The sequence below is a fragment of the Streptomyces sp. NPDC005794 genome (assembly GCF_042871445.1).
Lineage (GTDB): Bacteria > Actinomycetota > Actinomycetes > Streptomycetales > Streptomycetaceae > Streptomyces.
This window is the reverse complement of sequence record NZ_JBIAIN010000014.1, coordinates 61,132-84,640: the sequence shown is the minus strand read 5'-3', so window position 1 is coordinate 84,640 and position 23,509 is coordinate 61,132. Positions and strand designations below refer to the sequence as shown.

The window sequence follows — 23,509 nt, the reverse complement described above, 5'->3', positions numbered from 1 at the left end:
GACGGGCCCCTTCCGCACGCGGTCACGGGGTCGCCGTGGCGCCGGGCTTCGCCCGTGGAGCCGGGGCCGCCGGCTGCGAGGGCTCCGTCCGGGGCTTCTTCTCAGGCTCCGGCGAGGGCTCCGGCGACGGCTCCGGCTCGGCGGACGGCTCCGGGGCAGGCTCCGGCCCGGCGGACGGCTCCGGAGCCGACGGCTGCATGTCCGCCGGCCCGCCCGCCGCCGGTTCGCCCAGGGCGTCCAGGGCCTCCCGCGCCAGCGGCGCGGCCAGCGGTGAGAAGTCAGGGTTCGTGCGGAGGGCCTCCTCCAGATGACCACGGGCCGGGCCGTCCTGGCCTAGGGAGCTCTCGATCACGCCCAGGTGGTAGGCGTACGAGGCGTCCCGTACGCCGCTCTCCACGGCCCGCTCCGCGTACTGCACGGCCTCCTCGCTCCGGCCCGCCCGGTGCAGCGCCCAGGCCAGCGTGTCCGCCACCGCCGAACTGCGGCGCTGCGCCGCCCACTCGGTGCGCATCAGCTCCACCGCTGCCTCGGCGTCGCCGTGGTCGGCCTCGAAGCGGGCCTCGGTCAGCGACTCGTCGACCCCGGCCGATCGCGCCCGCGTGAGGAGCTCGCGGAGTCGCGCGTACTGCGTGTGTGCGTCGCCGTCCAGGTCCAGTGACTCGTACAGCTCACCCAGTTCCAGTACGTACTCGGGGCGGGGCAGCTTCGTCGTCACCGTCCGGTAGTCCACCAGCGCCTCGTCCGTGCGGTCCAGGGCCACCAGGGCGCGGGCCCGCCCCGCGAGGGAGGCGAGGTGGCCGCGGTCGGTGCGCAGGGCCGCGTCGTACTGCGCGAGGGCCTCCACCGGCTCCCCGCGCTCCGCGGCGAGGTCCCCGAGGCGGTGCAGGGCCGCCGCCTTCGCGGCCGGAGCGGTGGCGCGGTCCGCCGCCTCCTGGGCGGTGGCCAGGGCGTCCTCGCGCCAGCCCTGGTTGCGGTACATCTCGGAGGCCCTGGCCAGGGCGGGGGCTCCCTTGCGCAGGGTGCCGAACTTCTCCGTCGCCCTGCCCGCCGCCGCGTACTCGCCGAGGCCGTTGTAGGCGTCGATCAGCACCGGGTACGCCGTCCAGTTCTTCGGCTCCCGCGCGCGGACCGTCTCGCCCCACTTCTTCGCGGCGAGGAAGTCGTTCCGGGCGTTGGCGAGCGCCCCGAGACCCACCCAGGCCTCCGCGTTCCCGCGCTCACCCGGCTGGGCGGCCAGCGAACGCTGGAGTGCCTGCTCGGCCCGGGTGTAGTACGCCGCGTCCGCGGACCGCCGCCCCCACTCCACGTACGCCGTACCGAGCACCGCCCAGGACGGGGCGTCCGAAGGGTGGGTCTCCACCCACGTCTGCCGGTCGCCGATCAGGGCCGTCAGGTCGGACAGGGAAGCGGGGGAACCGGCAGCCGCCGCGGCCTCGGCCCGCGCCACGGGCCCCGGCACGGGAGGCGAAACCTCCTCGGTGTCGTCCGGCACGATGATCACCGCACCGGTCACGAGCACGGCGCCGGCGATCGCGCCGAACGCCGCCCTGCGCAGGGTCGTGCGCATCGGTGCGGGAGGCGGTGGAACGGACGTCGCACCCTGGGGCGGCAGGGTGGAGGAGGGCGGCTCCGGGTTCTGCTGCGGCTTGGCATCCATGGTCATCACTCTGCGTCAGTACGAAGATCGCATCGCGCTGCACGAACGCTGGCGCAGACGGGTTCACACCATTGGCCCTGGGTGCCACGCTGGGAAGATGGACGATCTTCTCGAACGACTGCGTGCGGGACTTCCGGCCGAGGCGCTCCTCACGGATCCGGACGTCACCGCCTCGTACGCCCATGACATGGCGAGCTTCTGCGACGCGGGCGCACCCGCCGTGGTGGTGCTGCCGCGCACGGTCGAGGAGGTCCAGCACGTCATGCGGACCGCCACCGCCCTGCGGATCCCCGTCGTCCCCCAGGGTGCGCGGACCGGCCTCTCGGGAGCGGCCAACGCCTCCGACGGGTGCATCGTGCTCTCCCTGGTGCGGATGGACCGGATCCTGGAGATCAGCCCGGTCGACCGGATCGCCGTCGTCGAGCCGGGCGTCATCAACGCCACGCTGTCCCGCGCCGTCAACGAACACGGGCTGTACTACCCGCCGGACCCGTCCAGCTGGGAGATGTGCACGATCGGCGGCAACATCGGCACCGCGTCCGGCGGGCTGTGCTGCGTCAAGTACGGCGTCACCGCAGAGTACGTCCTGGGCCTGGAGGTCGTCCTGGCCGACGGGCGGCTGCTGAACACCGGTCGGCGCACCGCGAAGGGCGTCGCCGGATACGACCTCACCCGGCTCTTCGTCGGTTCGGAAGGCAGCCTCGGCATCGTGGTCAAGGCCGTCCTCGCGCTGCGGCCCCAGCCTCCACAGCAGCTCGTGCTCGCCGCCGAGTTCCCCTCCGCGGCAGCCGCCTGCGACGCGGTGTGCCGGATCATGGAGCGCGGACACACTCCGTCACTCCTCGAACTGATGGACCGCACAACCGTCCGCGCCGTCAACGCGATGGCGTCCATGGGCCTGCCTGAGACCACCGAGGCGCTGCTGCTCTGCGCCTTCGACACACCCGACCCGGCGGCCGACCTCGCCGCCGTCGGGGAACTGTGCACCGAGGCGGGCGCCACCGAGGTCGTGCCCGCCGACGACGCGGCCGAGTCCGAACTCCTGCTGCAGGCGCGCCGGCTCTCCCTGCCCGCCCTGGAGACCGTCAAGTCCGCCACGATGATCGACGACGTGTGCGTGCCGCGCTCCCGGCTGGGCGCGATGATCGAGGGGACCGCCGCGATCGCCGATAAGTTCGGGCTCACCATCGGCGTCTGCGCCCACGCGGGCGACGGCAACACCCACCCCGTCGTCTGCTTCGACCACACGGACGCCGACGAGTCCCGCAGGGCCCGCGAGTCCTTCGACGAGATCATGGCGCTGGGCCTCGAACTGGGCGGCACCATCACCGGTGAACACGGCGTCGGCGTACTGAAGAAGGAATGGCTCGCCCGCGAACTGGGCGAGGTGGGGGTCGAGTTGCAGCGCGGCATCAAGGCGGCCTTCGACCCGCTCGGGCTGCTCAACCCCGGCAAGCTGTTCTGACGGCCGCGCGCCACCGCTCAGGCCTCGCCGTCCTGCGGTTCGTCCTGCGACCAGGGATCGCTCAGCCACAGGTCGTCGGCCGGCAGCGGGGTGAGCAGCTCGGCGAGGGCCCCGTCCAGTCCGAGCAGGGTGCTCTCGGTCCCCGGCGGCACCACCCGCAGGGTGCGTTCCGCCCAGGCGGCCACGGCGGTGGACGGCAGCTCCAGGAGGGCGTTGCCGTCGGGCGAGGTGAGCGCGACACAGATGAGGGCCTGGTCCTCGACGTTGGTCGGCCAGATCCGTACGTCCCCGTGCCCGCAGGGCCGGAACACCCCCTCCACCAGCAGCTCACGGGCGAACGTCCAGTGCACGGGTGCCTCGGAGCCGACGTGGAAGGTGATGTGCACGGCGTACGGGTCGTCGGTGAAGTAGGAGAGCCGGGCGGGTACGGGGACGGACCGCTCGGGCGACAGGACCAGCTTCACTTCCAGCTCGCGTTCCACGGCGTTCTGCATGGGGTGCACGACCTTCCGATACTCGTAGGGGCCGGTCCTGTGACCGGTCCGCACAAGGAGAGAGCGCCCTCCCGGGCGTCTATGACGCGACTTCCCAGAAAAACTTCCCCGGACCCTGAAAGTGGTCCAAACGGCAGGACAGGCACGGGGGTGCTCGGCCGTCTGATAGATGTGGACCCTTGTATTGAGGCCTCGAAGAGATACGGGACCACGGTGATGAGCGCCCCAACCCCGGCACCCGGTGACGAAAGCCCCCGCGAGGGCTACTACCCCGACCCGTCCATTCCCGGATACGTCCGGTTCTGGAACGGTGCTTCGTGGGTCCCCGGCACGAGCCGGCCCGCGCCCCCGCAGGGCGCGACGACCCCAGCGACGCCCCCCGCCCAGGCGGCCGACGCGGAACCTCCGCGCCCGGCTCCGGTGGACGAGACCGGACCGATGTACCTGGACGAGGCGGAGGAGGCCGACGGGAGGGACGGTGGAGCGGGCGCCGGTGAGGCGGACGTGGCCCCCGGCCGGCCCGGGCCGGCGCCCGCCTGGCAGGCCGACACCTCCCGGCAGACCGGCTTCGGCGGTGAACGCGACCACCGCGTGTCCTGGGGCGGCCCGGACCCGCGTACGCCCGGACCCGCAGCGTCGTCGCCGTCCACGTCACCGGCCGCCGCGTCCGCCCCGGTGCCGGCCACGCGACGACCCGCCGCCTCGGCCCCGGTGGAGGGCGCGCCCGCCGATCCCCGGCGGCCCGACGCCCCGGACCCGACGCGCGGCGCCCTGCCCGGTATGCGGGACGGCGACGACGGGGTCACCGACGGCACCGTCGCCATCCGCGTCGACCGGCCCGGCGGCGGCGGCGACTCCGGCCGCCCGCCGACCGACGGTACGGTCACGATCCGCGCGGTGGGCCCCGGCGCCGCCTCGCGCCCGCCGCGTCCGCGCGAAGGGGGGCCCGCCCCCGCCGACGGCACGATGGCGATCCGGGCCCTGCCGCCCGGCGGCACCCCGCAACCCCCGGCCCCCGCGCCGTCGCCCCTCCCGCCGCAGGCACTGCCTCCGGGGCTGAGCACGCCTCTGACACCGGGCCCGGGCGGCGGCTCCACACCCTGGCCGCAGCAGGTCCACCAGCTCGCCCAGCCCGAGCAGGCGGCCCGCCCGCAGCAGCCCAGGCCCCAGCAGCAGAGCCCTGTGCCCGGTCAGCAGCAGAGCCCTGTGCCGGGTCAGCAGCAGGGTGTCAGGCCCGAACAGCAGCAGCCCGTCGTGCCCTGGAAGCCCCCGGTGGACGACCCCTTCCAGCAGCTCGCGCGGTCCCAGGCCTCCGCCAGGCCCGCCGGGCTCGGCAAGCGGCTGGCCGCCCGGCTCCTCGACACGGTCGTGCTCGGCGTGTTCGTCGGCGCGATCGGTTTCCCGCTGGTCACCCGGGCGATGGACCACGTCGACCAGAAGATCGAAGAGGCGAAGACGTCCGGCGAGACGGTCACCGTCTGGCTCCTGGACTCCACCACGGCCGGACTGTTCGGCGGGCTGCTCGCCGCCTTCCTGATCCTCGGTTTCGTCCTGGAGGCCGTGCCCACCGCCAAGTGGGGCCGCACGCTGGGCAAGAAGCTGTGCGGTCTCGACGTGCGGGACATCGAGTCCCACGACACCCCGAGCCTGGGCGCGGCACTGCGCCGCTGGCTGGTGTACGGGGTGCTGGGTCTGGTCGTCGTCGGTGTGCTCAACGTGCTCTGGTGCCTGATCGACCGCCCGTGGCGCCAGTGCTGGCACGACAAGGCGGCACGCACCTTCGTCGCCGGCTGACGGAGTGCGTGAACCGGGAGTCGGGAGCCGGCCGTTCCCGTCGAGCGAGCGCCCTCTGCTCGGACCGGCAGTTCCCCTTTCGTTCTACGCCCCTCAGGAGCGCTGGTGCAGGATCTCGCGGATGCGACCGAGTCGCTGGAGCAACTCGTCGTGGGCTGGCGTCGGATGGTGCTCGACCGGGACGAGGCCGCGGACGTCCGTGACCTTCCGGGCATCGCCGTGCGATGGGCCGACTCCCGGTTCGCCTTCTGGAACTGCGTCACCCTGACCGACGTCGGCGCGGACCCGGAGCTCGTGCGGCAGCGGCTGAGCCGGGCGGCGGAGATCATGCGCGCCAAGAAGCGGCCGGGGTTCCTGTGGGTCTTCGAGGACCTGCTCACCGACGAGGCACGCGCGGCACTCGGTGCGGCAGCCGAGCAGGCGGGCCTCGAACACGCCTTTCCCGGCACCGGCATGGCCGGAGACCTGCTCCCTCTCCCCGAGCCGGTCCACCCCGACCTGACGTTCATCCGTGTGACCACCGACGAACACCTGCGGGCCTACGCCGACCTCAACTCCCAGGCCTACGGCTTTCCCCTGGAGGACGGCCGCGACGGACTCGTCGGCTCCGCGCTGTGGAAGGACGGGGTCCACGCCTACCTGGGCGTCCGGGACGGCGTGCCGGTGACGTGCGCGGCGACGGTGGAGGTGGCCGGCCGCCTCTTCGTCGTACTCGTCGCCACGGCCCCGGCGTGGGAGCGCAAGGGCTACGGCGAAGCGGTGACACGCAAGGCCCTGTACGAGGGAGGCCGGGCCACCGGCCTGACCCGTGCGACCCTGCACGCCACCGCCGCCGGCGCGCCCGTGTACCCGCGCATCGGTTTCGAACCGAATTCCCCGATGGCCTTCTACGCCCTGAAGAACTGACCCGGAGTCCCGGGCGGGCGTGAGAGCGCGGTCCCGCCCCGTCAGGGCGAGGATCACGCCTGCGCGTGCTCGCCGTGCCCGGGCCGGACCGCTTCGCGGAGGCGGAGCGCCGGTAGGCCGGGAAGCGGTTCGTACGCCCGTGTGCTGACGCCCCGTCCCTCGAAGGGACCTCAGCCGTTGCGGGCCTCCGTGGGCCGGGGTGCACTGCCCCCATGACCAACGAACCACCGCCTCCGCCGCCGGACGACGACCCGTTCTCGAAGCGGCCGCCGCAGGGGCCTCCACCTCCGCACGGCGGTTCGCCCTACGGCGGCGGCCCGCCGCCTCCGCCCCCGCCGCCGCGCGACCCGTACGGTGGCGGTGGGGCCTACGGTGGCGCGGATCCGCTGGCGGGGATGCCGCCGCTCGCCGAACCGGGCAAGCGCATCCTGGCGCGGTTGATCGATTTCCTGATCATCTCGATCCCGCTGTATCTGATCTCGCTGCCCTTCGGCGGGGCGGTCGACGTCTCGTCGGGCGACGGCAACGACGACTTCGGCAACACAATCGGCAACACGTACTCCGGTCATCAGCTGGTGTGGTCGCTGATCGGCCTGGTGGTCTACGTCGCCTACGACACGTACTTCACCCACAAGGACGGCCGGACACTCGGCAAGCGGCTGCTGAAGACGCGCGTCGCGATGCTCAACGACGGCTCGGTCCCCGATACGAGCTCCTCGCTGATGCGGGCCGTCGTGCTCTGGCTTCCGGCGCTGCTGTGCTGCCCCTGCCTGTGGTGGCTCATCAACATCGTGCTGATGTTCACGGACAAGCCCTACCGGCAGGGGCTGCAGGACAAGGCGGGCAAGACGGTGGTCGTGAGCACCCGTTGAGCGGGGGGAGTTCAGCGGTGCAGCGAGTGCTCGCCGACGCGTGCCCGCTGAGCGGCGGCGATCTCGATGTCCTCGATCGTGCGGTGCGTACGGGCGGGGGTGGGCGGTGCCGTCGTCCTACGGGCCGTCTGCTGACGGGTCGGCTTCGTGCGGGCCGGCAGGGCCGAGGCCACCAGCAGGCCGAGCGCCAGCGCCACGGTGCAGACGGCGGCGACACCGATACCCGATTCCGTGCGGAACAGCAGCAGCATGGCGAGGGCGGAGACGACGACGGTGGCCGAACCGTAGGAGAACTGTGCGGCAGTGGGACGCGGCATGGCGGTATCCGTCCTCGGGGTGTCGGATAGGGAAGTCTCTCGACGCGTTCGCACGGTCAATCGACTCTACGACGGGGGATGCCCGTGAGGAACGGGTAGTAAGCGTGACCTAACCCACGGTACCGGTGCACAGGGGGCGCACGGAGTCACGCTGCCGCCGACAGGAGTGGCCGGCGCGCCGGTTGGCGGCCCGGTCGGTGCGGCCGGCGCGACCGATGTCCGGATACCGGAAGAGGACTCCCACATAGTGCACTTGGTATGTGCAAGTCAAGATCTGTCTTTTCTCTCATAACTCCGATCGAATGTCGTCACTTGTGACGCGTTGAACGCGCGCGGCCCCGTATCCACCCCCTGGCCGCGGACGCGAACGCCGGGGAGGACTGCATCAAGTGACCACTCAGAGACGAGCGCTACGCGCCACCGCCGTGGCCGTGTGCCTGGCCGCCACCGCCGCGACGGCATCCGCCTTCGCCACGGCGCAGGCGGACGACAGGGCGCCGGAATCCGGCGCCTCCGTCGTGGACCGGCGTGATCCCGCGCCGGTCAAGGCGCACGAGCACGACCTGGAAGGCCCCTTCAGCAAGGAGCAGGACGCGCAGCGTCAGGCGGCGCTGGAGCAGGTCCTGTCCGGTGACAAGAAGGTGACCGCCAAGGGCGGTTCCAAGGTCGTCAAGCTCGGCAAAAGCAAGTACGTCGAGCTCGGCCGCGAGAAGACCGACAAGATCTTCACCATCCTCGTGGAGTTCGGCGACCAGGTCGACGACACCACGATGTTCGACCCCGACGGCGACGGCCCGAAGCCGCCCGTCAAGAAGTACGGCGGCACGGCCGGCCCGCTGCACAACGAGATAGCCGAGCCCGACCCGGCGAAGGACAACAGCACCGCCTGGCAGGCCGATTACGACCAGGCCCACTTCCAGGACCTCTACTTCGGTGAGGGCAAGGGCAAGGAATCGCTGAAGACGTACTACGAGAAGACGTCCTCCGGGCGCTACTCCGTCGACGGCGAGGTCTCGGACTGGGTCAAGCTCCCCTACAACGAGGCCCGTTACGGTTCCAACTACTGCGGCTCCACCAACTGCGCCAACGTCTGGGACACCGTCCGCGACGGTGTGAACGCCTGGGTCACGGACCAGAAGGCCAAGGGCCGCACCCTGGACCAGATCAAGGCCGACCTCGCGCAGTACGACGCGTGGGACCGTTACGACTTCGACGGTGACGGCGAGTTCAACGAGCCCGACGGCTACATCGACCACTTCCAGCTGGTCCACGCCGGAGAGGACGAGTCGGCGGGCGGCGGCGCGCAGGGCACCGACGCCCTCTGGGCGCACCGCTGGTACGCGTACGGCACCGACGCGGGCGCGACCGGTCCGGAGGGCAACAAGGCCGGTGGCGCCGAGATCGGCGACACGGGCATCTGGGTCGGCGACTACACCGCGCAGCCCGAGAACGGCGGCCTGGGCGTCTTCGCCCACGAGTACGCGCACGACCTCGGCCTCCCGGACCTGTACGACACCTCCGGCGGCGGCGAGAACTCCGTCGGCTTCTGGTCCCTGATGTCGGCGGGTTCCTGGCTCGGAACCGGCGACGGCGAGATAGGCAACCTCCCCGGCGACATGACCGCCTGGGACAAGCTCCAGCTGGGCTGGCTCGACTACGACACGGCCAAGGCCGCCACGAAGTCGACCCACAAGCTGGGTGTCGCGGAGTACAACACCGAGAACAAGCAGGCGCTCGTCGTCGAGCTGCCCGAGAAGGCCGTCACCACGGCTGTCACGAAGCCCGCCGAGGGCTCGAAGCAGTGGTGGAGCGACATGGGCGACGACCTGTCGAACACCCTGACCCGCTCGGTCGACCTCACCGGCACGACGTCCGCCTCGCTGGACCTCTCCGGCTGGTACGACATCGAGGCCGACTACGACTACCTCTACACCGAGGTGTCCGAGAACGGCGGCACCAGCTGGACCGCGCTCGACGGCACGGCCGACGGCCAGGCCATCCCGCGTGACGCCAGCGACAAGCCGGCCCTGACGGACGTCTCCGGCGCGTACAAGAAGCTCTCGTTCCCGCTGGACGCCTACGCGGGCAAGAAGGTCGACGTCCGCTTCCGCTACCAGACGGACGGCGGCGCGGGCGGCAAGGGCTTCGCGGCCGACGCCATCACCGTCACCGCCGACGGCGCCGCGCTCTTCACGGACGACGCCGAGGGCGACGACAACGGCTGGACCGCCAAGGGCTTCTCCCGGATCGGTGAGTCGTTCACCGACGACTACCCGCAGTACTACATCGCCGAGAACCGCCAGTACGTCTCGTACGACAAGACCCTCGAGGTCGGCCCGTACAACTTCGGCTTCTCCAGCACCCGCCCGGACTGGGTCGAGCACTACGCCTACCAGAACGGTCTGATGGTGTGGCTCTGGGACACCTCCCAGAAGGACAACAACACCTCGGTCCACCCCGGCCAGGGCCTGATCCTGCCGGTGGACTCGCACGCCGAGCCGCTGAAGTGGACGGACGGCTCGCTCCTGCGCAACAAGATCCAGCCCTTCGACGCGCCGTTCAGCCGGTACCCGAACAAGGGCTTCACGCTGCACAACGCCGACGTGCCGCTCAGGATCAAGCCCTCGCCGGGCGTCCCGGTCTTCGACGACCGCAAGGGCACGTACTGGTACGAGGAGAACCCGACCGGAAGTGTCGATGTCACTGACACCAACACCCGGATCTCCATCGTGAACGAGCCCCTCAGCGGCTCGACGATCACCGTGAAGGTCGGCCCCTCGACCAAGTAGTCGGTAAAACCGCAGGTAGAAGCATGATCGGCCGTCGCCCTCTAGCGGGCGGCGGCCGATCGTGTTTAGGTGCGTCCTACCGGATCCTTATTGACACGAAGTCTTACGGGGGAGCTCGAAGCATGGCAGGCGGAGGTTTCAACAGGTTGCCCAACGGCACCGTGGTGGTGGCACTGACCCTGAACGGCCCGGCCGGCGGATCCGGCCCCGAAGAACCGGTACGGGTGCTGGTGCACGCGGTGAACCGGGCGCGCGCCCTGACCAGGCTGCGCAATCTCGGACTGCGTGCCGTCTACCTCAGGGGCAACGCCCAGCCGCCCACCCCGGACGAGATCACGGCGGTCCTGCACCACCCGGACGGGCTGGTCTGGCGTACGGCGCCCCAGACCGGCCAGGAGCTCTGGCACCCGATACGGGCGCTGCTCGGGTCCACCGGCTACGCGGGGCCGGCCCGCCCGGCGGCCTGAGCGCCCGGGAGGAGCCCGACGGCCCCGTCCGGGAGCCCGGTCAGACGACCGGCTTGCCCGACAGCTCCACACCGGCGGTCCGCAGCTCCAGGAGGGCCCGCTCCGTGGTCCCCTCGGCGACACCGGCGGTCAGGTCCAGCAGGACGTGCGTGGTGAAGCCCTCCCGGGCGGCGTCCAGGGCGGTGGCCCGCACGCAGTGGTCCGTGGCGATGCCGACGACGTCGACGGCGGTGACGGACCGCTCCCGCAGCCACTGAGCGAGCCCGGTGCCGTTCTCGTCGACGCCCTCGAAGCCGCTGTACGCCGCGGCGTACGCCCCCTTGTCGAAGACGGTGTCGATCGCGCCGGAGGCCACGGCAGGGGCGAAATTGGGGTGGAAGCCCACGCCCTCCGTGCCGGCGACGCAGTGCGGCGGCCAGGAGTGCTCGAAGTCGGGTGCCGCGGAGAAGTGGTCACCGGGGTCGACGTGATGGTCCCGGGTGGCCACGACGTGGCGGTAGCCCGGCTGGGCCTCACCGATCAGGTCGGTGATGGCGGCGGCGACATCGGCGCCGCCCGCCACCGCGAGGCTGCCGCCCTCGCAGAAGTCGTTCTGAACGTCAACGACGATCAAGGCGCGATGCATGACGGTTGTCCTTCGGTGGGGGTTCGGCGGGTTACGCGGACGGGCGGTGGGGATGCCATCGGTCTTTCAGCCTAGAGACTGGACGTACCCGGCGGGAGGGGGCGCACGTCGGTTCTCCCTCCGACACGCCCGATCGGGCAGCACCGGTTCCGCCGCCCCCTCACACGTACTCCGTGGGCAGCACCGGCTCCCCCCGGGACAGCTGCATCGCCGACATCGGCAGTCCGGCCCGCGCCGCGATGTGGCGCTCCCGCGCGGCCTCCAGCGGCTCCCGGCCGACCACCTCGCCGCCCCTGACCAGCTCCACCTGGAGCTGCCGGCCGGCCAGCTCCGCCGGGACGTCACCGGTGCCGATCACCTCGGCCTCGGCCACCCCTGCCTCGTCCGGACGGCGCGCCGCCCACTTGCGGCCGCCGCGCGAGGTCTTCGCGCCCAGCGACTTCTTCACCACCGGCAGCAGCGGATCGGCCGGATCGGCGGACCGCGCACGCGCCACCAGCTTGTAGACCATGGAGCACGTCGGGTGCCCGCTCCCGGTGACCAGCTGCGTACCCACGCCGTAGGCGTCGACGGGCGCGGCGGCCAGCGAGGCGATCGCGTACTCGTCCAGGTCGGAGGTCACCACGATCTTCGTGTCCGTGGCACCGAGCTCGTCCAGCTGCTGCCGGACCCGGTGCGCGACGAGCAGCAGGTCGCCCGAGTCGATGCGTACGGCGCCGAGCTCCGGCCCCGCGACCTCCACCGCCGTGCGGACCGCCTCGGTCACGTCGTACGTGTCGACCAGCAGCGAGGTGCCCCGGCCCAGCGAGTCGACCTGCGCCCGGAAGGCGTCCCGCTCGCTGTCGTGGAGGAGGGTGAAGGCGTGCGCGCTCGTCCCGACGGTCGGGATGTTGTACCGGAAGCCGGCCGCCAGGTCCGAGGTGGTGTGGAAGCCGCCGACGTACGCGGCGCGGGCCGATGCCACCGCCGACAGCTCGTGCGTGCGCCGCGCGCCCATCTCGATGAGCCGGCGGCCGCTCGCCGCGGCGGACATCCGGGAGGCCGCCGCCGCGATCGCCGAGTCGTGGTTGAGGATCGACAGGATCACGGTCTCCAGCAGCACGCACTCGGCGAAGGAGCCCTCGACCCGCAGGAGCGGCGAGCCCGGGAAGTACACCTCGCCCTCCGGGTAGCCCCAGATGTCGCCGCTGAACCGGTAGTCGGCCAGCCAGTCGACGGTGGGCCCGTCCACGATGTGCTGGTCGCGCAGGAAGCCGAGCATCTCGTCGTCGAAGTGGAAGTTCTCCACCGCGTCCAGCACGCGCCCGACACCCGCGACGACGCCGTAGCGCCGCCCCTCGGGCAGACGGCGGGTGAAGGCCTCGAAGACGGAGCGCCGGTCCGCGGTGCCGGCCTTCAGTGCGGCCTGCACCATCGTGAGCTCGTACTGGTCGGTGAAGAGCGCGGTCGACGGGACACCGACCCGTCGCCCAAGGTCCGCTGAGTTCATGACGGCGATGCTACCCCCTATTCGTCAAAGTGACGAGATGGGGCCTCCGTTTATGCGCGGGACCCTTCATGGTGGCAGCATGGGGCAGGTGAGCGTTGCTGCCCCCGTAGAGATCGAACGTCCCGAATCGGCCGAGGAGACCTTCGCCGTCCCTGAGCCCGATGTCCCCTGGGTGACGCTGGTGCACAACGACCCGGTGAACCTCATGAGCTATGTGACGTATGTCTTCCAGGCCTACTTCGGCTACTCCAAGGACAAAGCGCACAAGTTGATGCTCGACGTGCACCAGAAGGGCCGCGCGGTCGTCTCCAGCGGCAGCCGCGAGGAGATGGAGCGCGACGTCCAGGCCATGCACGGCTACGGGCTCTGGGCGACCCTGACCCAGGACCGCAACTGACCCACCGCTGCCCCTCCGTCCGACCCACCATCGGAGAATTCATGGCCGGCCACTTCGAGGCCACCCCAGGCGGCGGCGCGGCCGTCGCGCTCGACGAGGTCGAGATCGCCATCCTGCGCTCCCTCGCCGTCCAGCTGCTCGAACTGATCGGGCCCGGCGACGAACCCGCCGCGGGCGAGGATCCGCTCGCCGCCCTCTTCGCCGAGGGCCCCAGCGAACCGCCCTCGGACCCTGCCCTGGCCCGGCTCTTCCCCGAGGCGTACGGGAACGAGGACAAGGAGCTCCGTGAGGCGTCCGCCGAATTCCGCCGCTTCACCGAGAACGACCTGCGCACCCGCAAGCGCGAGAACGCCCTCGCCGTCGTGCGGACGCTGGACGCGCTCTCGCCCGTCGCGGACAGCGGTGCGGTGCTCCGCCTCACCTCGGACGAGTGCCACAGCTGGCTGGGGTCCCTCAACGACCTCCGGCTCACGATCGGCACCCGCCTGGAGGTGTCCGACGAGGACGAGGGAACGGGCGGTTCGCTCTACCGGCTCCCCGACGGTGATCCGCGCAAGCCGATGGTGATGGCCTATCTGTGGCTCGGCGCGCTCCAGGAAACTCTCGTCGAGACCCTCATGCCCGACTGAGGTCCGGCCGGCGCGTGACGGGTTCGCTCAACGGTTGCTCAAATCCGAATAACGATCCTGTCACCTGAACGGCCTTCTTTGCAGCGCCTGGAAACCCTTGTCCGCTTTTTCCTGTGGCGTGCGCCACATAATGGCCGGTGGCCGCATCCGGCGCCCGTGATAAATCTTCACGACCACCCGGGGACGCCACCCCTGTCCCCGGGGGCGCTCACAGCCGGCCGAACGCCGGCGGCACTCCATCCATATCCGGGGGGATCAGGACCTGATCCGACGCCGACGACGGCGCGGATCGGCGTGGAGAAAGGCGCACCACCATGACATCGGCGCAGGTCGACAACGGACAGGCGGACGGCGGGGAAGCCGTCGACGCCCCGGCGGGTGAGGGCTACCAGCGTGGCCTGGGAGCCCGTCAGATCCAGATGATCGCCATCGGCGGAGCCATCGGCACGGGGCTCTTCCTCGGCGCCGGCAAGGCCATCGACAGAGCCGGACCCAGCCTCATCCTGGCGTACGCCATCGCGGGCCTGGTCATCTTCTTCATCATGCGTGCCCTGGGCGAACTCCTCATGTACCGCCCGGTGTCCGGCTCCTTCTCGGAGTACGCGCGCGAATTCCTCGGCCCCTTCTTCGGTTTCGTCACCGGCTGGACGTACTGGCTCTTCTGGGTCGTCACCGGAATCACCGAAGTCACCGCGGCCGCCACCTACATGACGTACTGGTGGGATATCCCGCAATGGCTGTCCGCACTGGTGTTCACCATCATTCTGTACGGTGCCAACCTGATCTCGGTGAAGCTCTTCGGTGAGCTCGAGTTCTGGTTCTCGATGGTCAAGGTCACCGCGATCGTCGGCATGATCCTCATCTGCGCCGGAGTGCTCACGATCGGCTTCTCCGACGCCGGGGACACCGCGACCGTCGCCAACCTCTGGAACGACGGCGGCTTCTTCCCCGAAGGCATCGGCGGCACGCTGATGACCCTCCAGATCGTCATGTTCGCGTTCCTCGCCGTCGAACTGGTCGGCGTCACCGCCGGCGAGTCCAAGGACCCGAAGACCGTCCTGCCCAAGGCCATCAACACCGTGCCGTGGCGCATCGCCGTCTTCTACGTCGGCGCGCTCATCATGATCCTGTCCGTGGTCCCGTGGAGCACCTTCAAGCCGGGCGTCTCGCCGTTCGTCGCCGCGTTCGAGGAGATGGGCCTCGGCATCGGCGCCGCGATCGTCAACTTCGTCGTGCTCACCGCCGCGCTCTCCTCCTGCAACTCCGGCATGTACTCCACCGGCCGCATGCTGCGGGACCTCGCACTCAACGGGCAGGGACCCAAGGCCTTCACCAAGCTGACGAGGAACGGGCTCCCGCTGGCCGGCACCACGTTCTCCGCCGCGCTGATGCTCGTCGGCGTCTGGATCAACTACCAGTGGCCGGGCGAAGCGTTCAACTACGTCGTCTCCTTCGCGACCATCTCCGGCATGTGGGCCTGGATCATGATCCTGATCTGCCAGATCCGCTTCCGCGCCAAGGCCGACCGCGGCGAGCTGCCCCAGTCCACCTTCAAGGCGCCCGGGGCACCCTTCAGCAGCTGGTTCGCCCTCGCGTTCATCGGCCTGGTCATCGTCATGATGGCCATCGACGAGGACGCCAGGATCTCGCTGTACTGTGCACCGTTGTGGGGCCTGATCCTCGGCGTCTCCTACCTGGTCCTCAAGGCCCGCAACCCCGACAACACCGCCTTCGCCAAGCGCTGACCCGCGCCACGGCGCCTCCGGGACACCGGCCGCCCCAACGGCCCTGTCCGGCATCCGGGCCCTCCCGTACCGCCCCTCGGTACGGGAGGGCCCGTCTGCTCGGAGGCCGCGCGCCCGCGCGACCTCCTATCCTGGGCGCCATGCTGACCATCACCCAGGCGCTGTTCGACCAGATCGTGGCGCACTCCCGTGCCGACCACCCCGACGAGGCGTGCGGCGTGGTCGCCGGCCCGGCCGGAACGGGCCGTGCCGAACGCTTCATCCCCATGCTCAACGCCGCGCGCTCGCCCACGTTCTACGAGTTCGACTCCACGGACCTGCTGAAGCTCTACCGCGACATGGACGACCGCGACGAGGAGCCGGTGATCATCTACCACTCCCACACCGCGACCGAGGCGTACCCCTCCCGCACCGACCTCACCTACGCCAACGAGCCCGGGGCCCACTACGTGCTGGTCTCCACCGCGGACACCGACGACGCCGGCCCCTTCCAGTTCCGCTCGTACCGCATCGTGGACGGCGAGATCACCGAGGAAGAAGTCGAGGTCGTCGAGGCCTATCCCACGGCCGTCTGAACACCCGGGAGCGGCTCCGGATACACCGAACCCCCACCCGGATGTCCACATGGCGAACGCTCAACATCCACCATGTGAGATCACACTCGGGATTCCGGGTGGGGAATCGATACGATGACCGCATGGTTCCCCATGACGTGAGCGAAAAGACGCCGGGCATGCTGCTCGTCGCGCGGCTGCACGTCGACCTGTGCAGGCTCTCCAGCGCGATGTGTCCGGCTGTCGCCTGCCCGTGAACCGCACGGCCTGAGCCGCGGTCCGAGCGTCATCACGTACGCACCACCCCCGCGCGGGGGCACAAACGCGCGCCCCCGCCACCTCCCCGCTTTCGACAGGAGCCCACGCCATGGCCATCGAGGTCCGCATCCCGACCATCCTCCGCACCTACACCGACGGCGCCAAGGCGGTCGAAGGCAGCGGGGAGACCCTCGCCGACCTCTTCACCGACCTGGAGAGCCGCCACAACGGCATCCGTGAGCGCATCGTCGACGGCGGCCAGCTGCGCCGCTTCGTGAACGTCTACCTCAACGACGAGGACGTCCGCTTCCTCGACGGCATCTCCACCAAGCTCACCGACGGCGACAACGTCACCATCCTCCCGGCCGTCGCCGGCGGCATGCGCTGATGCGGTACGACTCCCCGCTGGCGGCCGTGGGCAACACGCCCCTGGTCCGCCTCCCGAGGCTGTCCCCGTCCGACGACGTCCGCATCTGGGCCAAGCTCGAGGACCGCAACCCCACCGGATCGATCAAGGACCGCCCCGCGCTCCACATGGTCGAGCAGGCGGAGAAGGACGGCCGCCTGACACCCGGCTGCACCATCCTCGAACCCACCAGCGGCAACACCGGCATCTCACTCGCCATGGCGGCCAGGCTCAAGGGCTACCGCATCGTCTGCGTCATGCCGGAGAACACCTCGCAGGAGCGACGCGACCTGCTCACCATGTGGGGCGCCGAGATCATCTCGTCCCCCGCCGCGGGCGGCTCCAACACCGCCGTACGCGTGGCCAAGGAACTCTCCGCCGAACACCCCGACTGGGTCATGCTCTACCAGTACGGCAACCCGGACAACGCCGGCGCGCACTACGCCACCACCGGCCCGGAGATCCTCACCGACCTGCCCTCCATCACGCACTTCGTGGCAGGCCTCGGCACCACCGGAACCCTCATGGGCGTCGGCCGCTACCTCCGGGAGAACAAGCCGGACGTCAGCGTCGTCGCCGCCGAACCCCGCTACGACGACCTCGTCTACGGACTGCGCAACCTCGACGAGGGCTTCGTCCCCGAGCTCTACGACGCCTCCGTGCTCACCACCCGCTTCTCCGTCGGCTCCGCCGACGCCGTCACCCGCACCCGCGAGCTCCTCCAGCAGGAGGGCATCTTCGCGGGCGTCTCCACCGGCGCCGCACTCCACGCCGCCATCGGCGTCGGCCGCAAGGCCGTCAAGGCGGGCGAGTCCGCGGACATCGTCTTCGTCGTCGCGGACGGCGGCTGGAAGTACCTGTCGACGGGCGTCTACACCGCCCCCACGACAGAAGCCGCCATCGAAACCCTGCACGGCCAGCTCTGGGCCTGACGCGCCTTCAGCGGGAGGCGCGGAGCGGGAGAACATCCCGCCCCGCGCCTCCCGCGCCTCACCCCGACCCGCGCACCCGCCGCCACAACCCCGGGTCCAGCTCGCCCGCCTTCCGACGAAACCCCGACACCGCGACCTCCCTCAGCTCGTCCGTCTCCAGGAAGCTCTGCCGACCCCGCACGTCCCCCACCGCACCCGGCGGCAGCGCGACCACCCCCGGCCGCTCCTCATGATGCTTGCTGGTGATCTTGGCGACGACCGCCGTCCGGCCCCGCACCGACAGCACGAGACACGGCCGGTCCTTCGACCCCGGCCCGTCCTCGTACGGCACATCCGCCCACCAGATCTCCCCGGGCCTGGGCTCCCCGTGCGGCCGCCCCCTCTTCCGCTCCGGAGCCCGCCCCGGCGGACGCGTCCGCCCGCCCGGCCGCCGCGGCCCGCGCCCGCCCCGGCCCCGCGCGTCGGAGACCGTCGCCACGAGCGCCAGCAGGACAACGGCGACCAGTGCCACCCACCACCACGTGTTCATGCCCCGACCGTACCGGCGCCCGGCGGCACCGAGCCTTCCATCGAACCGGTGACAGCACAGGTGAGTTCCCCCACAACGGCAGGCCGTGGAGGAGCGACCAGTGGTTTCGCGCCTTACGCTCGACGGACCGCACGAACCCTCCCCCGTTCCCACGCCTCGGAGGTTCACGCTCCATGAAGCTCACCGTCGTCGGCTGCTCCGGCTCGTTCCCGTCCGCGGGTTCGGCATGCTCGAGCTACCTCGTAGAGGCCGACGGCTTCCGGCTGCTCCTCGACATGGGCAACGGCGCCCTGGGCGAGCTGCAGCGCCATGTAGGTCTCTACGACCTCGACGCCATCTTCCTCAGCCACCTCCACGCCGATCACTGCATCGACATGTGCGCGTACTTCGTCGTCCGCTACTACCGCTTCGACGGCGGACGCCCCGCCTCGATCCCCGTGTACGGCCCCGAAGGCACCGAGCAGCGGCTCACCACGGCCCACGCCGACACCCCGTCCGACCACGCGATGGGGGAGGTCTTCGACTTCCACACGCTGAAGTCCGGATCCTTCGAGATCGGCCCCTTCTCGGTCCGTACGGAGAAGCTCCGCCACCCCGTCGACACCTTCGGCATCAGGGTCGAGCACAACGGGCGCGCCCTCACGTACTCCGGCGACACGGGCGCCTGCGAGGCGTTGGCCGAACTCGCCGAGGACACCGACCTGTTCCTCTGTGAAGCATCGTTCATCCATGGCAAGGAGGACATTCCAGACCTCCACCTCAACGGCCGCGAAGCAGGCGAGTACGCCGCACGCGCCGGAGCGGGACGCCTCGTCCTCACCCACATCCCGCCGTGGACGGACGCCGAACGCAACCTCGCCGACGCCCGCGAGGTCTACGACGGACCGGTCGAGCTGGCGGTGCCCGGCGCGGTGTACGAGGTCTGACCGCTGTACGACGGAAGCCCCCACCTCCCCGCGCGGCGAGGAGGTGGGGGCTTCCGCGTGTCGTGCGAAAGCGGCCGGCCGGACTACTTGGCCTCGGCCTTCTGGAGCTCGGCGAGCTCCTCGTCGGACTCGCGGCCCGGCGTCGGCAGGTTGAACTTCGTGATCGCGAAGCGGAAGACCACGTAGTAGACCACCGCGAAGCAGAGGCCCACCAGCACCAGCATCCAGGGCTTCGACGCGATCCCCAGGTTCAGCAGGAAGTCGACCAGTCCGGCGGAGAACCCGAAGCCGTCCTTCATGCCGAGCGCCCAGGTCAGGGCCATCGAGACACCGGTCAGGACCGCGTGGATCGCGTACAGCAGCGGGGCGATGAACATGAACGTGAACTCGATCGGCTCGGTCACACCGGTGACGAACGAGGTCAGCGCGAGGGAGAACATCATGCCGCCGACGACCTTGCGGCGCTCCGGGCGGGCACAGTGGACGATCGCGAGGCAGGCCGCCGGGAGGGCGAACATCATGATCGGGAAGAAGCCGGTCATGAACTGTCCGGCCTGCGGGTCACCGGCCAGGAAGCGGGCGATGTCGCCGTGGGCGCCGTCGTACTCGCCGGCCTGGAACCACGGGAAGGAGTTCAGGAGGTGGTGCATGCCGACCGGGATCAGCGCACGGTTGGCGACACCGAAGATGCCCGCGCCGACCGCGCCGGAACCGACCAGCCACTCACCGAAGTTGTGCAGGCCCGTGCCGAGCACCGGCCAGATGAGACCGAAGACGATACCGATGACCAGGCCCGCGAAGGCGGAGAGGATCGGGACCAGGCGACGGCCGCTGAAGAAGCCCGCCCAGTCGGGCAGCTTCGTCCGGTAGAACTTCTGGTACAGCAGGGCCACGACTATGCCCATCACGACACCGCCGAGCACGCCCGCGTTCACCGGGGCGTCGCTCATCACGATCTTGCCGTCGGCGACGCTCGCGACCTGCGGGAGATTGCTGTCGGTGAAGGTGGCGAGCACCTTCTGGAAGACCAGGTAGCCGGTCACGGCGGCGAGCGCCGTCGAACCGTCCGACTTCTTCGCGAAGCCGATGGCGATACCGACGGCGAACAGCAGGGCCATGTTGTCGAGGATGGCGCCACCGCCGGCTGCCATGTAGCCGGCCAGCTTCGTGATGACGGTGGGGAACGACTCGCGGCCGAGCATGTCGGCATTGCCGAGCCGGACCAGCAGCGCGGCCGCCGGCAGGACCGCGACCGGCAGCATGAGGCTGCGGCCGATGCGCTGCATGACAGCCATCACGCCGGCGCCCCGCTTCTTCGCGGGGGCGGCCGGAGCGGTGTCCGTACTCATCAACTTCCTCCAGTAGGCAAGGCGCCGCCGGAGACAGGTGATCGGTGGGCGGCGACTCGAGGAACGCGGCGGCAGAAACGGCCGCGTGGTCTGGACCACTGAGTGGTGTAGACCAGTTTTAGCACGGTGAGGGTGGGATAAGGAACCTGCGATTGCCCCCCGTTTGCGGCGTAGTTCCGCCAGCACCCTGGGTGACACGGCGACGGCCCTCGGACCGCCAGGTCCGAGGGCCGCGCGGAGAGCCGGGAGAAATCCTACTTCGTCAGCTCCTCCTCGATCTTCTCCTCGTCCTCCCGCGGCTCGCGCCCGGGGGTCTGGAGATCGAACTTGGTGATGGCGAACCGGAAGATCACGTAGTAGACGACGGCGAAACACAGCCCGATCGGAATGATCAGCCACGGCTTCGTATCGAGGTGCCAGTTGACGACGTAGTCGATCAGCCCCGCCGAGAAGCTGAACCCCGCGTGCACGCCCAGCGCCCACGTCACCCCCATCGACACACCGGTCAGCACCGCGTGGACGCCGTACAGCAGCGGCGCGACGAACATGAACGAGAACTCCAGCGGCTCCGTCACGCCCGTCACGAACGACGTCAGCGCCACGGACACCATCAGGCCCGCCACCTCCTTGCGCCGCTCAGGCCGAGCCGTGTGCGCGATGGCCAGGGCCGCGGCGGGCAGACCGAACATCATGATGGGGAAGAACCCCGAGGTGAACTGCCCCGCCGTCGGATCCTCCGCGAAGAAGCGGGAGATGTCGCCCTGCACGGTCCTGCCGTCACCCCCGGTGAACTCGCCCGCCTGGAACCAGAAGAACGTGTTCAGGAACTGATGCATGCCGATCGGGATCAGCAGCCGGTTCGCGAAGCCGAAGATGGCCGCGCCCCAGGCGCCGAGGTCGATCAGCTGCTTGGAGAACCACGTCAGCGCGTCACCGACGGGCTGCCACAGCAGACCGAACAGCACACCCAGGATCACGCAGAGGAACGCCATCAGGATCGGCACGAGGCGGCGCCCGTTGAAGAAGCCCAGCCAGTCGACCAGCTTCGTACGGTGGTAGCGCTGCCACACGACCGCGGTGAGCAGGCCGATGAGGATGCCGCCCAGGACCCCCGGGTTCTGGGGCACGCCGTCGGGAAGGGCCTCCGTCACGGACCCGTCGACGGGGAACGCCGCCAGTACGCCCCGGTAGACGAGGAAGCCGACGACGGCGGCGAGCGCCGTCGAGCCGTCCGCCTTCTTCGCGAAGCCGATCGCGACGCCGATGCAGAACAGCAGGGGGAGCCCGACGGTGCCGTCCAGGATGGCGTTTCCGCCGCTGAGCAGCACCTTGGACGTCTTGTTCCAGAACGCGCCGTCCAGATAGGAGCCGAAGAGGTTGCCGAGGCTGACGAGAAGGCCTGCGGCGGGCAGTACGGCCACCGGCAGCTGCAGGCTCCGGCCGACCTTCTGCAGTCCCTGGACCGGCCCGTTCCACCACTTCCGCTGCGGTGCTGCCGCCGCGTTCGAACTCATCGGCATCCTCCCGGAACACGCCAGGGTTTGGCGGTCGTTGCAAACTGGTGTAGACCAGTCGCGATACGGAGCGGAGCCCCGCCGAAAGGCGGGGCGCCGGTGATCGTCATCATTGGGGACTGCGCGGATACCCGCCCGTGAAGTTGGGCCAACCGTGCGTTACCGTGACGAAACGGACCCATGGTGGGCCGCCCCACGCACGCACAGACCAGGGAGAAGGACATGGCCAGCAAGGCTGAGAAGATCGTCGCCGGGCTCGGCGGTATCGAGAACATCGACGAGATCGAAGGCTGCATCACCCGCCTTCGCACCGAGGTCCACGACCCCAGCAAGGTCGACGAAGCCGCGCTCAAGGCCGCCGGAGCCCACGGCGTCGTCAAGATGGGCACCGCGATCCAGGTCGTCATCGGCACCGACGCCGACCCCATCGCCGCCGACATCGAAGACATGATGTGACCGGCTGACCCACCCAGGTCCGCACGCAGGCCCCGTCACCCGGCCCCACCGGCCGGAGCGGGGCCTGCGGTGCGTCCGAGGCCTCCGGCGCGGCCCACCCGAACGGACCCGGCCACGCCAGCCGATAGGCTCGACGGCATGTCTCGTATCGACGGCCGCACCCCCGAACAGCTCCGCCCCGTCACCATCGAACGCGGATGGAGCAAGCACGCCGAAGGCTCCGTACTCATCTCCTTCGGTGACACCAAAGTCTTCTGCACCGCCTCCGTCACCGAAGGCGTCCCGCGCTGGCGCAAGGGCAGTGGCGAGGGCTGGGTCACCGCCGAGTACTCCATGCTGCCCCGCTCCACCAACACCCGGGGCGACCGCGAATCCGTACGCGGCAAGATCGGCGGCCGCACCCACGAGATCAGCCGCCTCATCGGCCGCTCCCTGCGCGCGGTGATCGACTACAAGGCCCTCGGCGAGAACACCGTCGTCCTCGACTGCGACGTCCTCCAGGCCGACGGCGGCACCCGCACCGCCGCCATCACCGGCGCCTACGTCGCCCTCGCCGACGCCATCGCCTGGGCCCAGGGCAAGAAGATCATCAAGCACGGCCGCAAGCCCCTCACCGGCACCGTCGCAGCCATCAGTGTCGGCATCGTCGACGGCACCCCCCTCCTCGACCTCTGCTACGAGGAGGACGTCCGCGCCGAGACCGACATGAACGTCGTCTGCACCGGAGACGGCCGCTTCGTCGAGGTCCAGGGCACCGCCGAGGCCGAACCCTTCGACCGCGACGAACTCAACGCCCTCCTCGACCTCGCCACCGCCGGCTGCACCGACCTGGCCAAGCTCCAGGAAGAGGCGCTCGCCCGCACACTCGGCGAGTAAAGAAGCAACCAAATACCCAGCGCACGGCGTCGTATCGAATACGGACGCACGGGTCGAACCGTG

The 23,509-nt window shown here is 70.3% G+C and carries 24 protein-coding genes; 16 read left to right on the top strand and 8 right to left on the bottom strand.

Translation table 11 applies throughout. From position 1 onward, the window contains the following. Positions 1-22: 22 nt before the first annotated feature. A complete protein-coding gene (locus tag ACFYQ5_RS22950) occupies positions 23-1,657 on the bottom strand; it encodes a hypothetical protein (RefSeq protein WP_389199926.1) in 1,635 nt (544 codons plus the stop codon). Between the two features lie 97 nt (positions 1,658-1,754). Here ACFYQ5_RS22950 and ACFYQ5_RS22945 point away from each other — a divergent pair, with 97 nt between their 5' ends. Then, entirely contained in the window at positions 1,755-3,122 is a 1,368-nt protein-coding gene (locus ACFYQ5_RS22945) for an FAD-binding oxidoreductase (RefSeq protein ID WP_389199925.1), read from the top strand. A 17-nt stretch (positions 3,123-3,139) separates the two neighbouring features. Here ACFYQ5_RS22945 and ACFYQ5_RS22940 read toward each other — a convergent pair whose 3' ends face one another. Beyond that, positions 3,140-3,616, bottom strand: a complete 477-nt coding sequence (locus tag ACFYQ5_RS22940) for an SsgA family sporulation/cell division regulator (RefSeq protein ID WP_389199924.1) — start codon at positions 3,614-3,616, stop codon at positions 3,140-3,142. Between the two features lie 216 nt (positions 3,617-3,832). Here ACFYQ5_RS22940 and ACFYQ5_RS22935 point away from each other — a divergent pair, with 216 nt between their 5' ends. The 3 genes from ACFYQ5_RS22935 (at position 3,833) to ACFYQ5_RS22925 (ending at position 7,188) form a co-directional block, all read left to right on the top strand. After that, positions 3,833-5,410, top strand: a complete 1,578-nt coding sequence (locus ACFYQ5_RS22935) for an RDD family protein (protein WP_389199922.1) — start codon at positions 3,833-3,835, stop codon at positions 5,408-5,410. 105 nt (positions 5,411-5,515) lie between these two features. After that, positions 5,516-6,316 (top strand): GNAT family N-acetyltransferase, encoded by an 801-nt coding sequence (locus ACFYQ5_RS22930; RefSeq protein ID WP_389199921.1) that lies wholly within the window; start codon positions 5,516-5,518, stop codon positions 6,314-6,316. A 212-nt stretch (positions 6,317-6,528) separates the two neighbouring features. After that, positions 6,529-7,188: an RDD family protein gene (locus ACFYQ5_RS22925; protein WP_389199919.1), complete on the top strand. Its 660-nt coding sequence runs from the start codon at positions 6,529-6,531 to the stop codon at positions 7,186-7,188. Between the two features lie 11 nt (positions 7,189-7,199). Here the strand turns inward: ACFYQ5_RS22925 and ACFYQ5_RS22920 are convergent, their stop codons facing one another. Beyond that, a complete protein-coding gene (locus ACFYQ5_RS22920; RefSeq protein WP_389199918.1) occupies positions 7,200-7,505 on the bottom strand; it encodes a hypothetical protein in 306 nt (101 codons plus the stop codon). Between the two features lie 389 nt (positions 7,506-7,894). On the opposite strand from ACFYQ5_RS22920, the gene ACFYQ5_RS22915 reads away from it, so the two are divergent. Next, positions 7,895-10,294 carry an immune inhibitor A domain-containing protein gene (locus ACFYQ5_RS22915; RefSeq protein ID WP_389199916.1) on the top strand — a complete coding sequence of 800 codons (2,400 nt, stop codon included), beginning with the start codon at positions 7,895-7,897 and terminating at the stop codon, positions 10,292-10,294. Between the two features lie 122 nt (positions 10,295-10,416). Further along, the gene (locus ACFYQ5_RS22910) at positions 10,417-10,761 is read left to right on the top strand and encodes a hypothetical protein (protein ID WP_389199914.1); all 345 of its coding nucleotides are present in this window, start codon (positions 10,417-10,419) and stop codon (positions 10,759-10,761) included. Between the two features lie 40 nt (positions 10,762-10,801). Here ACFYQ5_RS22910 and ACFYQ5_RS22905 read toward each other — a convergent pair whose 3' ends face one another. After that, entirely contained in the window at positions 10,802-11,386 is a 585-nt protein-coding gene (locus ACFYQ5_RS22905) for an isochorismatase family protein (protein ID WP_389199913.1), read from the bottom strand. Positions 11,387-11,546: 160 nt separating this feature from the next. Continuing rightward, positions 11,547-12,875: a nicotinate phosphoribosyltransferase gene (locus ACFYQ5_RS22900; RefSeq protein WP_389199911.1), complete on the bottom strand. Its 1,329-nt coding sequence runs from the start codon at positions 12,873-12,875 to the stop codon at positions 11,547-11,549. A 79-nt stretch (positions 12,876-12,954) separates the two neighbouring features. On the opposite strand from ACFYQ5_RS22900, the gene clpS reads away from it, so the two are divergent. From clpS to ACFYQ5_RS22865, 7 genes are all read left to right on the top strand, one after another. Then, positions 12,955-13,272 carry an ATP-dependent Clp protease adapter ClpS gene (clpS, locus tag ACFYQ5_RS22895; RefSeq protein ID WP_389199909.1) on the top strand — a complete coding sequence of 106 codons (318 nt, stop codon included), beginning with the start codon at positions 12,955-12,957 and terminating at the stop codon, positions 13,270-13,272. Positions 13,273-13,313: 41 nt separating this feature from the next. Beyond that, entirely contained in the window at positions 13,314-13,901 is a 588-nt protein-coding gene (locus ACFYQ5_RS22890; RefSeq protein ID WP_389199908.1) for a DUF2017 domain-containing protein, read from the top strand. Positions 13,902-14,215: 314 nt separating this feature from the next. After that, positions 14,216-15,646, top strand: coding sequence for an amino acid permease (locus tag ACFYQ5_RS22885; RefSeq protein ID WP_389199906.1), 1,431 nt, complete (start codon positions 14,216-14,218; stop codon positions 15,644-15,646). 140 nt (positions 15,647-15,786) lie between these two features. Further along, positions 15,787-16,221 carry a Mov34/MPN/PAD-1 family protein gene (locus ACFYQ5_RS22880; protein WP_389199905.1) on the top strand — a complete coding sequence of 145 codons (435 nt, stop codon included), beginning with the start codon at positions 15,787-15,789 and terminating at the stop codon, positions 16,219-16,221. Positions 16,222-16,343: 122 nt separating this feature from the next. After that, positions 16,344-16,457 (top strand): putative leader peptide, encoded by a 114-nt coding sequence (locus ACFYQ5_RS22875; protein ID WP_359464731.1) that lies wholly within the window; start codon positions 16,344-16,346, stop codon positions 16,455-16,457. A 110-nt stretch (positions 16,458-16,567) separates the two neighbouring features. Continuing rightward, positions 16,568-16,846, top strand: coding sequence for a MoaD/ThiS family protein (locus ACFYQ5_RS22870; RefSeq protein ID WP_389199903.1), 279 nt, complete (start codon positions 16,568-16,570; stop codon positions 16,844-16,846). Next, a complete protein-coding gene (locus ACFYQ5_RS22865; protein ID WP_389199901.1) occupies positions 16,846-17,796 on the top strand; it encodes a PLP-dependent cysteine synthase family protein in 951 nt (316 codons plus the stop codon). The genes ACFYQ5_RS22870 and ACFYQ5_RS22865 overlap by 1 nt, the downstream gene beginning before the upstream one ends. Before the next feature lie 58 nt (positions 17,797-17,854). Here the strand turns inward: ACFYQ5_RS22865 and ACFYQ5_RS22860 are convergent, their stop codons facing one another. Beyond that, entirely contained in the window at positions 17,855-18,325 is a 471-nt protein-coding gene (locus ACFYQ5_RS22860) for a type II toxin-antitoxin system PemK/MazF family toxin (protein ID WP_389199900.1), read from the bottom strand. 173 nt (positions 18,326-18,498) lie between these two features. Here ACFYQ5_RS22860 and ACFYQ5_RS22855 point away from each other — a divergent pair, with 173 nt between their 5' ends. After that, complete coding sequence (locus ACFYQ5_RS22855) at positions 18,499-19,251, top strand: MBL fold metallo-hydrolase (RefSeq protein WP_389199898.1); 753 nt, start codon at positions 18,499-18,501, stop codon at positions 19,249-19,251. Between the two features lie 83 nt (positions 19,252-19,334). On the opposite strand, the gene ACFYQ5_RS22850 is transcribed toward ACFYQ5_RS22855, so the two are convergent. Together ACFYQ5_RS22850 and ACFYQ5_RS22845 are read right to left on the bottom strand one after the other, a co-directional pair. Then, on the bottom strand, positions 19,335-20,600 hold the full coding sequence (locus tag ACFYQ5_RS22850) for a PTS transporter subunit EIIC (protein ID WP_389199897.1): 1,266 nt from the start codon (positions 20,598-20,600) through the stop codon (positions 19,335-19,337). Between the two features lie 254 nt (positions 20,601-20,854). Continuing rightward, entirely contained in the window at positions 20,855-22,114 is a 1,260-nt protein-coding gene (locus ACFYQ5_RS22845; RefSeq protein WP_389199895.1) for a PTS transporter subunit EIIC, read from the bottom strand. Between the two features lie 222 nt (positions 22,115-22,336). Here ACFYQ5_RS22845 and ACFYQ5_RS22840 point away from each other — a divergent pair, with 222 nt between their 5' ends. Together ACFYQ5_RS22840 and rph are read left to right on the top strand one after the other, a co-directional pair. Next, entirely contained in the window at positions 22,337-22,570 is a 234-nt protein-coding gene (locus ACFYQ5_RS22840; protein WP_014156020.1) for a glucose PTS transporter subunit EIIB, read from the top strand. 138 nt (positions 22,571-22,708) lie between these two features. Further along, positions 22,709-23,446, top strand: coding sequence for a ribonuclease PH (rph, locus tag ACFYQ5_RS22835; protein WP_389199893.1), 738 nt, complete (start codon positions 22,709-22,711; stop codon positions 23,444-23,446). Positions 23,447-23,509 lie beyond the last annotated feature (63 nt).

Coding starts and splice junctions, on each gene's coding strand:
- ACFYQ5_RS22845 (WP_389199895.1), bottom strand. CDS start 22,114: ATGAGTTCGAACGCGGCGGCAGCACCGCAGCGGAAGTGGTGGAACGGG.
- ACFYQ5_RS22890 (WP_389199908.1), top strand. CDS start 13,314: ATGGCCGGCCACTTCGAGGCCACCCCAGGCGGCGGCGCGGCCGTCGCG.
- ACFYQ5_RS22855 (WP_389199898.1), top strand. CDS start 18,499: ATGAAGCTCACCGTCGTCGGCTGCTCCGGCTCGTTCCCGTCCGCGGGT.
- ACFYQ5_RS22860 (WP_389199900.1), bottom strand. CDS start 18,325: ATGAACACGTGGTGGTGGGTGGCACTGGTCGCCGTTGTCCTGCTGGCG.
- ACFYQ5_RS22950 (WP_389199926.1), bottom strand. CDS start 1,657: ATGGATGCCAAGCCGCAGCAGAACCCGGAGCCGCCCTCCTCCACCCTG.
- ACFYQ5_RS22875 (WP_359464731.1), top strand. CDS start 16,344: ATGGTTCCCCATGACGTGAGCGAAAAGACGCCGGGCATGCTGCTCGTC.
- clpS (WP_389199909.1), top strand. CDS start 12,955: ATGGGGCAGGTGAGCGTTGCTGCCCCCGTAGAGATCGAACGTCCCGAA.
- ACFYQ5_RS22900 (WP_389199911.1), bottom strand. CDS start 12,875: ATGAACTCAGCGGACCTTGGGCGACGGGTCGGTGTCCCGTCGACCGCG.
- ACFYQ5_RS22920 (WP_389199918.1), bottom strand. CDS start 7,505: ATGCCGCGTCCCACTGCCGCACAGTTCTCCTACGGTTCGGCCACCGTC.
- ACFYQ5_RS22850 (WP_389199897.1), bottom strand. CDS start 20,600: ATGAGTACGGACACCGCTCCGGCCGCCCCCGCGAAGAAGCGGGGCGCC.
- ACFYQ5_RS22840 (WP_014156020.1), top strand. CDS start 22,337: ATGGCCAGCAAGGCTGAGAAGATCGTCGCCGGGCTCGGCGGTATCGAG.
- ACFYQ5_RS22870 (WP_389199903.1), top strand. CDS start 16,568: ATGGCCATCGAGGTCCGCATCCCGACCATCCTCCGCACCTACACCGAC.
- ACFYQ5_RS22865 (WP_389199901.1), top strand. CDS start 16,846: ATGCGGTACGACTCCCCGCTGGCGGCCGTGGGCAACACGCCCCTGGTC.
- ACFYQ5_RS22925 (WP_389199919.1), top strand. CDS start 6,529: ATGACCAACGAACCACCGCCTCCGCCGCCGGACGACGACCCGTTCTCG.
- ACFYQ5_RS22880 (WP_389199905.1), top strand. CDS start 15,787: ATGCTGACCATCACCCAGGCGCTGTTCGACCAGATCGTGGCGCACTCC.
- ACFYQ5_RS22905 (WP_389199913.1), bottom strand. CDS start 11,386: ATGCATCGCGCCTTGATCGTCGTTGACGTTCAGAACGACTTCTGCGAG.
- rph (WP_389199893.1), top strand. CDS start 22,709: ATGTCTCGTATCGACGGCCGCACCCCCGAACAGCTCCGCCCCGTCACC.
- ACFYQ5_RS22885 (WP_389199906.1), top strand. CDS start 14,216: ATGACATCGGCGCAGGTCGACAACGGACAGGCGGACGGCGGGGAAGCC.
- ACFYQ5_RS22945 (WP_389199925.1), top strand. CDS start 1,755: ATGGACGATCTTCTCGAACGACTGCGTGCGGGACTTCCGGCCGAGGCG.
- ACFYQ5_RS22940 (WP_389199924.1), bottom strand. CDS start 3,616: ATGCAGAACGCCGTGGAACGCGAGCTGGAAGTGAAGCTGGTCCTGTCG.
- ACFYQ5_RS22910 (WP_389199914.1), top strand. CDS start 10,417: ATGGCAGGCGGAGGTTTCAACAGGTTGCCCAACGGCACCGTGGTGGTG.
- ACFYQ5_RS22935 (WP_389199922.1), top strand. CDS start 3,833: ATGAGCGCCCCAACCCCGGCACCCGGTGACGAAAGCCCCCGCGAGGGC.